Origin of the sequence: Phocaeicola sp., assembly GCF_048170425.1 — a bacterium.
Lineage (GTDB): Bacteria > Bacteroidota > Bacteroidia > Bacteroidales > Bacteroidaceae > Phocaeicola.
In genome coordinates this window covers 1-8637 of the sequence record NZ_DBEXBB010000199.1, presented here as the reverse complement: position 1 = coordinate 8637, position 8637 = coordinate 1, and the positions used below count along the sequence as shown (strand labels likewise).

The window sequence follows — 8637 nt, the reverse complement described above, 5'->3', positions numbered from 1 at the left end:
CATGGCATGTGCTTTTTCTTTGCAAAGTAAATAAAAAGAGACAAAATGCATAGTTCTTATCTGTATAAATTCTTAAAAATCGAACATATCGTACAATTGTAACGTCTTATCGTTCTCTTATCTTTTCTTTGAACCGTCTAACTTTGTACCTCATCTTAAGAACATTATATATGAGAAAGGACAAAGTGATAGCATGTATGCTCATGAGTTTATTGTTAATCTGCTCATGTGGCGGCAGGGAAACAGCAGAAAAAAAGGTAACTAATGTCCGGCTTTTTACGGTTGAGAGTTCGGATGCGGTGTCTGTGCAGGATTTTCCCGGTCGGGTAGTAGCTGCTGAAGAAGTGAATCTGGCGTTTAAGGTCGGCGGCACATTGATGCGTATGTATGTGGAAGAAGGAAGCAGGGTGGTCAAAGGACAGCTTGTGGCAGAAATGGATACTCGCGATTACCAGGTTCAACTGGATGCCACGGAGGCAGAATACATGCGGATTAAGTCGGAAGCAGAACGTGTAATGGCACTTTATGCCGATAGTGTCAGTACGGCTGATGCTTATGATAAAGCACGTTATGGCTTGAAACAGATTACAGCCAAGTATGAGAATGCCCGAAATCAGTTAGCAGATACGAAAATTTATGCTCCTTTCGACGGGTATGTGCAAAAAAGATTGTTTGACCCTCCGACAGTGGTTGCGGCAGGTATGCCTGTGGTGACGTTCGTGTCGGGAGAAAGACCTGAGATTGAAATAAACATTCCGGCTTCTACCTATGTACGGCGTAATGAAATTGCCGCTTTCAGTACTTCGTTTGATTTTATTCCGGGACGTACAGTATCGCTTCGTTTGCTCAGCATTGCTCCAAAAGCAAATGCCAACCAGTTGTATACAGTGCGGCTGGCAGTGCCGGAAGGGTTACCTGTACAGCCTTCGCCTGGAATGAATGCCATGGTGAATGTAGCCTTTCGCGGTACGGCAGATGAAAACACGTCAATTCCTTCTTCCGCTTTGTTCGAAAAAGAAGGGAAGAGTTGTGTATGGGTATATGACGAGAAAAGTGGGACAATAGGGCAGCGTATGGTTTCGGTGGAGCACATAGACATAAAAGGCCGTGCTATTGTTACACAGGGAGTTTCTGCCGGAGAGCGTATTGTGGTCGTAGGGGTGCATAAGCTGAATGACGGGCAGGTGGTAAAACCCGTCTCGTCTGAAAGTAAAACAAATATAGGAGGACTGCTATGATTGACTTAGGAAAATGGGCGTTCGACAACAAGAAACTGGTTTATTTTCTTGTAGCTGTTTTATTGGCTGGCGGGCTTTATTCCGCATACGACATGAGCAAGCTGGAAGACCCTGAAATAAAAGTGAAAATGGCGATGGTCATAGCCACCCGTCCTGGAGCTTCGGCACATGAAATGGAGATGGAGGTTACGGAACCGCTGGAAAAAAATATACGGACAATCGGTGAGGTGGATTGTGTCACCAGCTGGTCGTACAATGACTTGGCTATTCTTCAGGTGGAAGTGAAAAGTATTATTCCAGATAAGGACATCGAACAATGCTGGGATATGCTTCGGCGCAAGGTCTCGGATACGGAAAAAACTTTGCCGGAGGGTTCGTCGGTTATGGTACAGGATGATTTCGGCTTGGTGTATGGCATGATGTATACATTGACTGGAGGTGGAACGGACTATCGGCAGTTGTCCGACTATGCCCGGCTGATACAGCGTGAGCTGAAGAATATTGAAGGTGTGGGGCGTGTCGTCGTTTATGGGGAACAGGAGGAATGCATCAACATTGAAATGCTCCCTGAACGCATGGCTACGTTGGGCGTTTCGCCGGCTGAGGTATTGGCTACCTTGAAAGGGCAGAATGGCATTTATTATTCAGGATATTATGATAACGGCAGCAAGCGTGTGCGGGTAACGGTCAGCGACAAGTTTCGCGAAGTGGAACAGATTCGCCAGATGATTATACAAGGGCATGAGAACGACCAGCTGCGTCTGAAGGACATTGCAAAGGTGGAGGAAGGATGCGCTACTCCCGTACGTAATGAAATGGCTTATAATGGGGAGTCGGCACTGGGCATTGCTGTGGCTGCTGCTTCCGGAACGGACATTCTGAAAGTGGGAGCCGCCGTGGAAAAGAGGCTGGAAGAACTGAAAGAAGACCACTTTCCGGCCGGAGTCGATTATCACAAGGTATTCTATCAGCCGGAGCGCGTGGAGAATGCATTGACAACGTTTTTTATCAATCTGGTGGAGTCTGTCATCATTGTCGTTGCCATCCTGATGCTGACCATGGGATTCAAGAGTGGTGTAATCATAGGTATAAGTCTGATTATTACGGTAATCGGATCGGTGCTTTTGCTGGGCATGGCGGATGGTTCCATGCAAAGGGTATCACTGGCTACCTTTATTTTGGCAATGGGGATGCTGGTGGATAATGCCATTGTAATTATCGATGGTATTTTAGTTGACCTCAAGCGTGGGAAACCGCGCATGGAGGCGATGACCGACATTGGGAAGAAGACAGCCATACCTTTGCTCGGAGCTACGCTTATTGCCATTTTGGCTTTCCTGCCTATCTATCTTTCGCCTGATACGGCAGGAGTTTATGTGAGAGATTTGTTTATCGTACTTGCCGTTTCTCTTTTGCTGAGCTGGATACTGGCCCTGGTGCATGTGCCTCTGATGGCAAACAGCTGGCTGAAACCGTCTCTTGCCAATGGGCAAGGGGAAGGCTTGTACACCGGGCGTGTGTATGATTGTCTGCGTGCGGTCTTGAATTTTGGGTTGAGTCACAGGATATCCTCTATTCTTGTGGCCGTCGTACTGGTGGGGTTGAGTATCTTTGGTTATCAGTTCATGCGCCAGGGTTTTTTCCCGGATATGGAATACGACCAGCTTTATCTGGAATATAAACTGCCGGAAGGTACGAACTCTACACAAGTGAAAAAAGACCTGGAGGAAATACGTGCCTATTTGAAGACTCGTCCCGAAATACTTAATATCACTACTTCTATAGGCGGTACGCCTGCACGCTACAATCTTGTGCGGAGCGTAGCCACTCCTTCATTGTCATACGGTGAGCTGATTATCGATTTTGAGTCGCCTGAAGCACTGGAGAAAAACATAGATGAAATTCAGCTGCATCTTTTGGAGCAGTATCCGGATGCTTATGTCAAGCTGAAGAAGTATAATATTATGTATAAGAAATATCCGATTGAGGCGTTGTTTACGGGACCTGACCCGGCCGTGCTTCATGCGCTGGCCGATTCAGCTCGTCGCATCATGGAACAGACTCCTGAAGTTTGTCTTGCGACAACTGATTGGGAACCGAATATGCCGGTGCTGGAAATAAATTATGACCAGATGGCAGCCCGTCGTTCCGGACTGAGCCGCCAGGATATTTCGGCATCCGTGCTGACTGCAACTGGTGGGATTCCGGTGGGGGTGTTTTATGATGGCATACACAAGAATACCATTTATTTGAAATGCATGGAGGCTGATGGAAAGGAAATGGACAACCTGGAGAATGTGCCTTTGTTTTCTGCTCTTCCGAACATCGGCGGACTGCTGAATGAGGAGATGCTGCTGAAAATGAAGACAGGGACGGTAGAACAGACCGACCTCATTGAGTCGGTGATGCACACCACTCCGTTGAAGCAGGTAAGCCAAGGAATCAATGTCAGCTGGGAGGATCCTGTGGTACCGCGTTACAACGGTCAGCGTGCGCAGAGTGTCATGTGCTCGCCATCGCCTGGCATCGAAACTGAAAAGGCCCGGATGGCCATTGCAGAGAAAATTGAGAAACTGGATTTTCCGGAAGGCTATCAGTTGCAATGGATGGGCGAAAAGGATGCCAGTACGGAAACTATGCACTACTTGTTTAAGAATGTGCCGCTGGGTATCGTGTTGATGATAGCCATTCTGATTTTTCTGTTCAAGGATTACCGTAAGCCGGCCATCATTCTTTGTTGTATTCCTTTGCTTGCCATAGGTATAGTGGGGGCTATGCTGCTGACCGGACAGTCGTTTACGTTTTGTGCCATTGTCGGATCCTTGGGACTGGTGGGTATGATGACGAAAAACTGTATTGTGCTTCTGGACGAAATCGGAGAACAGATTCATTCGGGTATTCCTCCGGTAAAGGCTCTTATATCTAGTTCGGAGAGTCGCTTGCGTCCTGTCATGATGGCCTCACTGACCACGATTCTGGGGATGATACCGTTGTTGAGTGATCCGTTGTTTGGTTCTATGGCAGTTACCATCATGGGAGGTTTGCTTTTCTCTACGCTGGCAACCCTGCTTTTCGTACCAATCTTTTATGCGATGTTTTTTAAAATAAAGATAAAATGAAACGAATTCTTATATATTTATTGATTGTGATACCGTTTACCGGGCAGGCACAGAAGGTGATGACATTGGAAGAGTGTGTCCGATTGGCCAAGGAGAATAACAGGGAAATGAAGGCTTCTGAATATCAGTATCGGGCATCTCGATATGACCAGCGTAGCGCCAGGGCTTTTTTCTTTCCATCGTTTTCACTGACTGGAAGTGTGTTGTATTCCACTTCCGATGGTTCGTATGCGAGCGCTGGGGGCATGCTGCCTGTCCTGGGGGTGGACGGTGCCCCTTCAGGGCAGACTGCATTTTTCCCTGGGCTGGACCTTTCGTATGAACTGGGGTGGATATATAGTGGAGGAGTCAAGGTGGAGCAGCCGCTTTACACGGGTGGAAAAATCCGGGCTGGTTATCGGATGGCAAAAATAGGAAATGAAATAGCTTTCTTAAACAAGCGGCTGACGGAAACGGAGGTCATTGTGGAAACGTCGCGGGCGTATGCAGAAGTGGTGCGTACCAGGCAACTGATGCAGGTGGCGGTGTCGTATCATAGTTTGCTGTCTGAGCTGATGCGTTCAGTGGAAAGCGCACGGAAGTATGGAATGAAACCGCAGAATGAGGTGCTGAAGGTGAAAGTCAAGTTAAATGAGAGTGAATTGAATTTGCGCCGTGCAGAAAATGGCTGCCGACTGGCTATGATGAACTTGTGCCATTATACGGGACTTCCTCTGACGCTGCAGATGGAGGTAGATACGGCTTTGCCTGATGTCAGTGATGCCTATGAGCAGGTCTCAGGTATTTATAATCGTCCTGAATACCAGATATTGGAGCAGAAACAGGGACTGGCAAAGCAGCAGATTGCCATGGCCAGGAGTGAGTATCTGCCGCAAATTGGTTTGATGGGGCGTTACGGATATACAAACGGGGTGAAACTGAACGGATGTAAGTTGTTTGACGAGTGGAACTTTATGGCCGGCATACAGGTCTCTATTCCGATTTTTGACTTTGGACGCCGCATGAACAAAATAAACTCGGCGAAGTCTCAATATGCTCAGATGCAGGCTGAACGGGAGAATCTCAATGAGAAGCTGACGCTTGAGATGACTCAGGCATTCAACAATTTGGATGAGGCTTTTCTTGAAAAAGAATTGGCGGAATCGTCGGTGGTTTCAGCGGAAGAAAATTTGCGGACGAGTCGTCTGCAATATGAAAAAGGAATGGAGTTGCTTTCTGATTATCTGGAAGCGCAGACTTTGTGGCAACAAGCACGTAAAACTCAGGTGGATGCTCGTGTCAACTGTTACCTGAAATGGCTGGAGTATCAGAAAACTACTGGAGAAATAAATTGAATATCAATATGATTCTCTCACATATCGTTGCCTGAAAAATGGCCGACAGATGGGGATAATAATTTAAGATTATAATTATGAATTGGGACAAGAGAATGATTGGAGAGAAGGCAGGCATTGTATGGCGAGTGCTGAATTGCAATGAGATGCCGTGGGAAGAACTGTTGAACAGGACAGAGCTTACTCCTCTGGAACTGGCAAGTGCTATCGGATGGCTTGCACGGGAGAACAAGATAAACGTGCATACCAGCGGAAATGTAGTTTTCTTCAGTATTTATCATGAAAATTATTTCTGAAGAAGGTAAGGGCTATTGATGAATAACCGGAGGCATGAAGAGAGCGGATTGTCTCTGGTTATTTATTGGCTTGCAGATGCCGGCAAGTGATTCGTACAGAGGTATGAGTAGGGCAGATTGAACTCAACGAGACAGGATTCGGGGGATTAAAAAAACGAAAAAGAATTATTAACATAAATGTTTTATCAATTTTCCGTAAATTTGAATTCCTGAAGTTTACTGCTGTTTATGTCAGGTATTTTCAAGTTAACACTAAACCTAAATAATAAGTAATGAAAAAAATGTTGATTCTATCGGCGCTGCTTGCATGCGGGCCGGCCTGTTTTTCTCAGCAGGCAGAAAAGTTTCCATTGGGAGATTATGAAGAACTGACCGACACGAAACCGCACGACGGGGAAGAGGTGTGGAGCAAGATGACTGCTCCGGTTCGGTTTTGTTGGGGAACGACGGATGTGCGTTACAAGAAACTGAATGTGCCCGACGTGAAAGCTACCGGCACACTCCGGCTGAAGGCTTGGAAGGGAGAGCGTGTGAATGCGCAGGCAGTGCTGTGGACACAAAAGGAACTGGAAGGAACGGAAATTGCAGTCAGTGAATTAAAGAACGGAGCTTCGGTAATTCCTTCTTCGGCTGTAAATACGTATTTTGTACGTTATGTAATGACGGATGAACTGAACAAGGATGGGAGCGGAGGCTGTGGCCCTCGTGAGAACAAGGAGGAGTGGGATTCCTCCATGGTGGCCGATGTGCTCGATATTGTGCGGGTACGCGAAGTTCAGGCGCGCAGCACACAACCGGTGTGGCTGAATGTATGGGTACCTGCTGATGCACGCCCTGGGAAGTATAAAGGAACGCTGACGGTATCTGGAAAGAATTTTGAAGCCATGAAACTGCCGTTTGAAATTGAGGTGGTGAACCGGACCTTGCCGGAGCCTCAGAAATGGGCGTTTCACCTGGACTTGTGGCAGAATCCGTATGCCGTGGCGCGCTACTATCAGGTGCCGTTGTGGAGCAAGGAGCACTTTGATGCCATGCGTCCTATCATGAAAATGTTGGCTAATGCGGGACAGCGGGCCATTACTGCCAGCATCATGCACAAGCCTTGGGCCGGACAGACGGAAGACCATTACGACAGCATGATTTTCCGGATGAAGAAGTTGGACGGTACGTGGGTGTACGACTATACGGTGTTCGACAAGTGGGTGGAATTTATGATGAATGAAGTGGGTATCAAGGATTTGATTAGCTGCTACACGATGATTCCATGGGCGTTGAGCTTTGATTATTTTGATCAGGCCACCAACCGCGTACAGTTTATCAAGGCTGCTCCGGGCGAGGAAGCCTACGCTGAATACTGGGGTACGTTCCTGAAAGATTTTTCCCGTCACTTGCGTGAGAAGGGGTGGTTTGAAAAGACGGCCATTTCTATGGACGAGCGTCCGATGGAGGCCATGCGTGAAGCCATTAAGGTGATTAAGGCGGCCGATCCGGAATTCAAGATTACGCTGGCCGGAAATTACCATGAGGAGATTCAGGGAGATTTGTATTATCTGAGTATCCCTTATGGCAACCAGTTCCCGGAAGAGGTAAAGGCAGAACGTGAACGGAAAGGACAAATCAGTACGGTGTATACTTGCTGTACGGAGGCTTTCCCCAATACGTTTACTTTCTCTGAACCTGCCGAAGCGGCTTGGACGGTGATTCATGCGGTGGCTGGAGGATATGACGGTTATCTTCGTTGGGCAGTGAACAGCTGGCCGATAGATCCGCTGCGTGATTCACGTTTCCGCACGTGGGCAGCCGGTGATACATACAGCATTTATCCTGGTCCACGTAGCAGTATTCGTTTCGAGCGCCTGGTGGAAGGTTTGCAGGATTGTGAGAAAATCCATATCCTTCGGGAAGAACTGGCAGCCAAGGGAGCAAACGGAAAGTTGAAGAAGCTGAATGCCAAACTGTCGGAATTTACACCGGAAGGGTGGATAAAGACGAATAAGAAGTCGCCTGCCCTGATGGTGAGTGAACTGAATGCATTGCTCAATGAGATGTAAAAGATGCATTTGCAGGAAATAAAAAAGTCCGGTCGCAATGACCGGACTTTTTAGTATGATAAAATCAAATGAGTATTTATTTCTTTGTGCTAGGAGTGTAACGTGCGTTCAAGCCGTCAACGATTTCCTGTGTGATATCCAGTGACTTGTCTGCAAACAACAGGTTGTCCAACTGTGTGTTGCTGATGATCAGGCTGTAGCCTTTTTTCTGGTTGTATACTTTCAAGAATGAGTTGATAGAATCGCGAAGCTGCAAGCTGTTCTTCTGGTTTTCAGCCTGGAGGTCAGCATAAAGCTTTTCCTGCAACTGCTGCAAGTCGCGCTGTTTCTGCAACAGACGTGCGTTTTCCTGTTCTGCACGTTCGCGGCTGGCAAAACCGTTGTTTTCCAACTTACGCTGGAATTCTCTCATTTCGCCGTCCAGTTCTTTTGCTTTTTCATTCAATGTCGTACGGATGTTTTCTTCCTTCTGAATCATCAGTTCGTTCAGGTCATTCCAGTAGCGATATTTAGTGAGCAGCGAATCAACTTCTACGTAGGCAATCTTCATATTTGTACCTGCTACTGCCGGAGCAGAAGCTTCAGTAGAAGTTCCCTTG

At 47.2% G+C, this 8637-nt stretch carries 6 protein-coding genes; 5 read left to right on the top strand and 1 reads right to left on the bottom strand.

Annotation, left to right across the window (positions count from 1 at the left end):
* The first annotated feature begins 170 nt into the window (after nt 1-170).
* The 5 genes from ACMJ0U_RS07890 (at nt 171) to ACMJ0U_RS07870 (ending at nt 8038) form a co-directional block, all read left to right on the top strand.
* On the top strand, nt 171-1238 hold the full coding sequence (locus ACMJ0U_RS07890) for an efflux RND transporter periplasmic adaptor subunit (RefSeq protein ID WP_417129407.1): 1068 nt from the start codon (nt 171-173) through the stop codon (nt 1236-1238).
* Entirely contained in the window at nt 1238-4357 is a 3120-nt protein-coding gene (locus ACMJ0U_RS07885; RefSeq protein ID WP_417129409.1) for an efflux RND transporter permease subunit, read from the top strand. The genes ACMJ0U_RS07890 and ACMJ0U_RS07885 overlap by 1 nt, the downstream gene beginning before the upstream one ends.
* Nucleotides 4354-5691 (top strand): TolC family protein, encoded by a 1338-nt coding sequence (locus ACMJ0U_RS07880; RefSeq protein WP_417129405.1) that lies wholly within the window; start codon nt 4354-4356, stop codon nt 5689-5691. Before ACMJ0U_RS07885 ends, ACMJ0U_RS07880 begins: the two co-directional genes overlap by 4 nt.
* Before the next feature lie 77 nt (nt 5692-5768).
* Nucleotides 5769-5987, top strand: coding sequence for a winged helix-turn-helix domain-containing protein (locus ACMJ0U_RS07875; protein ID WP_417129403.1), 219 nt, complete (start codon nt 5769-5771; stop codon nt 5985-5987).
* A gap of 272 nt (nt 5988-6259) precedes the next feature.
* Complete coding sequence (locus ACMJ0U_RS07870; protein ID WP_417129401.1) at nt 6260-8038, top strand: glycoside hydrolase domain-containing protein; 1779 nt, start codon at nt 6260-6262, stop codon at nt 8036-8038.
* A 76-nt stretch (nt 8039-8114) separates the two neighbouring features.
* On the opposite strand, the gene ACMJ0U_RS07865 is transcribed toward ACMJ0U_RS07870, so the two are convergent.
* Nucleotides 8115-8637 (bottom strand): OmpH family outer membrane protein (locus ACMJ0U_RS07865; protein WP_417129399.1); only part of this gene is annotated, 523 nt, incomplete at its 5' end.

Coding starts and splice junctions, on each gene's coding strand:
- ACMJ0U_RS07890 (WP_417129407.1), top strand. CDS start 171: ATGAGAAAGGACAAAGTGATAGCATGTATGCTCATGAGTTTATTGTTA.
- ACMJ0U_RS07880 (WP_417129405.1), top strand. CDS start 4,354: ATGAAACGAATTCTTATATATTTATTGATTGTGATACCGTTTACCGGG.
- ACMJ0U_RS07875 (WP_417129403.1), top strand. CDS start 5,769: ATGAATTGGGACAAGAGAATGATTGGAGAGAAGGCAGGCATTGTATGG.
- ACMJ0U_RS07870 (WP_417129401.1), top strand. CDS start 6,260: ATGAAAAAAATGTTGATTCTATCGGCGCTGCTTGCATGCGGGCCGGCC.